The sequence below is a fragment of the Haladaptatus sp. genome (assembly GCF_049589095.1).
Taxonomy (GTDB): domain Archaea; phylum Halobacteriota; class Halobacteria; order Halobacteriales; family Haladaptataceae; genus Haladaptatus.
Genome location: NZ_JBAWAC010000302.1, coordinates 1 through 2,354, shown reverse-complemented (window position 1 = coordinate 2,354; position 2,354 = coordinate 1). Strand labels below are relative to the sequence as shown.

The 2,354-nt window shown below is 59.5% G+C and carries 4 protein-coding genes; 1 reads left to right on the top strand and 3 read right to left on the bottom strand.

Going from position 1 to position 2,354, the window contains the following annotated elements; genetic code table 11:
• Positions 1 to 2: 2 nt before the first annotated feature.
• From WBV42_RS09780 to WBV42_RS09770, 3 genes are all read right to left on the bottom strand, one after another.
• Positions 3 to 260, bottom strand: a complete 258-nt coding sequence (locus WBV42_RS09780) for a hypothetical protein (RefSeq protein ID WP_423985859.1) — start codon at positions 258 to 260, stop codon at positions 3 to 5.
• 74 nt (positions 261 to 334) lie between these two features.
• Positions 335 to 511, bottom strand: a complete 177-nt coding sequence (locus WBV42_RS09775) for a hypothetical protein (protein ID WP_423985858.1) — start codon at positions 509 to 511, stop codon at positions 335 to 337.
• A gap of 165 nt (positions 512 to 676) precedes the next feature.
• Complete coding sequence (locus tag WBV42_RS09770; RefSeq protein ID WP_423985857.1) at positions 677 to 1,918, bottom strand: NAD(P)/FAD-dependent oxidoreductase; 1,242 nt, start codon at positions 1,916 to 1,918, stop codon at positions 677 to 679.
• Positions 1,919 to 2,030: 112 nt separating this feature from the next.
• Between WBV42_RS09770 and WBV42_RS09765 the strand changes: the two genes are divergently transcribed.
• On the top strand, positions 2,031 to 2,354 hold a 324-nt coding region (locus WBV42_RS09765; protein WP_423985856.1), incomplete at its 3' end, for a DUF6149 family protein.

The window sequence follows — 2,354 nt, the reverse complement described above, 5'->3', positions numbered from 1 at the left end:
GCTTAAGCCACGTTGATTCGATAGTAGTCGTTGAACACCACGAGCGCGTCCCTGTCGAACTCGTCCGCCAACGCACCGGTCATCTGGACGACTTTCTCACCGCCGTCGAACTCCGCCAACACCTGTTGTGTCTCCTCCGTGAGTTCGTCGAAATGGTACACTTGAACGCCCGCTGGAACGGTTTCGGTGCGACTGATGATGAGCGCTGCCGTCTCTCCGGCCGGTACGGTCTTCAGGCTACTCGTGCTGTTCGAAGCCATTGATACATGTTACCAATTGTCTTAGTACCTATTAAGCGTTGTGGAACCTGTATGAAAAAACATGCTGGAATGGACTATGCGAGAAGCACCCGGAAGTAGCCGGTGTATCTGACGAACTCGCCGTCGTTGAACTGGTCCGCCGTCTCCCGGTCGATGAGCCGTTCGCCGTGTTCGACGACGCTCGGGAAGTGCCCTTTCGCGTCGTAATCGAGTTCGTCGTAGTGTCGGACGCGGGCATCGTTCGGAACCATATCTACGGCTTCGACGGCTATTTTGGGCTTCACGAAATCTCCCGACCGGTGTGGTCATTGATACCGACTGTCGTGGTGGGTCTTAAAGATTCACGTCGTGACGATCGTCAGTCGGTGGAATCTCTCGACAAAAACACCGAAACCGCACCGTTCCGCGCTACGAATCTACTGTTCCTGTGGCTGTGCGAGCTTCTCCGGGTCGAAATCCTTCTCGAGGAGGATTTCCTTCTGGTCGGCACACTCGACTTCGTTGCGGATGAGGTCCTTGTACTTGCCCTGCGGGGCGAGGTCGCCGATCAGGACGCCGCCGACGAGTTTGCCGTCCTTGAACGAGAGACGCCGCCACTCGGTGTCGCTGTACTTCCGCTCGCACTCGTCGTCGCCCAGCGTCGGGAACCCGAAGGAGAGGAACGGGAAGTCGAAGTGCGTGATGGAGTACGAGGAGACCCAGCGGAACTCCTCGGCTTCGTCGTCGGCCACCATGTTCTTGGCGGCGACGACACCCTGTTCCTTTGCGCTGCCCCACGAGCCGTTCTGGGCGTACTCGTCCAGAATCGTGTCGTAGAACCGGGTGATGTCCCCTGCGGCGTAGATGTCGTCCACGCTCGTCTGCATGAACTGGTCGACGACGACGCCGTTGTCCGTCTCGACGCCGCTCCCCTGCAGGTACTCCGTGTTGAAGTTCAGACCGATGGCGACGCCGACGAAGTCGCTCTCGTACTCGTTGTCGTCCGCGTCGATGGTGGCGACGACGTTGCCGTCGTCGTCGGTCTTGAAGCCGTTGACGCCGCTTTCGAGGACGATATCGAGGCCCTTCTCTTCGAGCGCGTCGTGGATGATCTCCGCACCGTCGAGGCTCAGACCGTAGCGCCACCAGCGGTTACCGCGCATGATGTACTTGGCGTCCACGTCCTGTGCGGCACAGATGGCGGCGAGGTCGATGCCGAGCAGTCCGGCACCGATGACGACGCCGGTGTCTGCCGCGTCCGCGTGTTCGGCGATGCGACGGGCGTCCTGGAACGTCCAGAAGTGGTGAATGCCGTCGGCGTCGCTGTTATCGACCGGAAGCTGTGTCGGCGTCCCGCCGGTGGCGACGAGCAGTTTGTCGTAGTCGTACGTTCCGCTCGCGTGCGTGTGGACCTCGTGTGCGTCCGGGTCGATGTCGGTGACGAACGTGTTCAGTTCGAGGTCGATGTCGCGCTCGTCGTACCAGTCGGGTTCGTGAATGGAGATCGGCGCTTCCGGAAGTTTTCCTTTGGCGAACTCCTTGATGAGAATGCGGTTGTACAGCGCTTCACCTTCGTCGGTGATGACTGCGATGTCAGCGTCTGGCTTCTCTTCACGGATGGTTTCGGCCGCGGAACTACCCGCGATGCCATCCCCGATGATCACGTACGATTCGCTCATGACTGAGACGTTCTGCGTCGGGGTTAAAGTGGATTGCTATCTCGATATTGCTGTCAAACGCCAACACACCCTAGTCGGGACGTTGAAGGCCGTCGCGTCCCAAGCAACCGCCATGAAAATCCGTCAGAACGCGCGCCACTTCGCGTCGAGAAAAGCCCTCGAACTGCCCGTCGTTCGGGACGTAGCGAAGACGGGGTTGGTGAACATGCACACCAAGATCTTCCTGAAGAAGGCCGACGAGGAACACCAGGAGGAACGTCGCGAACACCTCGATGCCTTCTTCGACGCGACGATGGATTCGTACCTCGCCGCGCTTCAGGAGGGTGCGCCGGAGGCGGAGGCCCGCGAAATCACCCACATCCAGTCGAACTTCGACTTCTACAATCACGGCTGGACCGAGATGATGGAGTTCCCGAGCGACGAACTGGAAGAACAC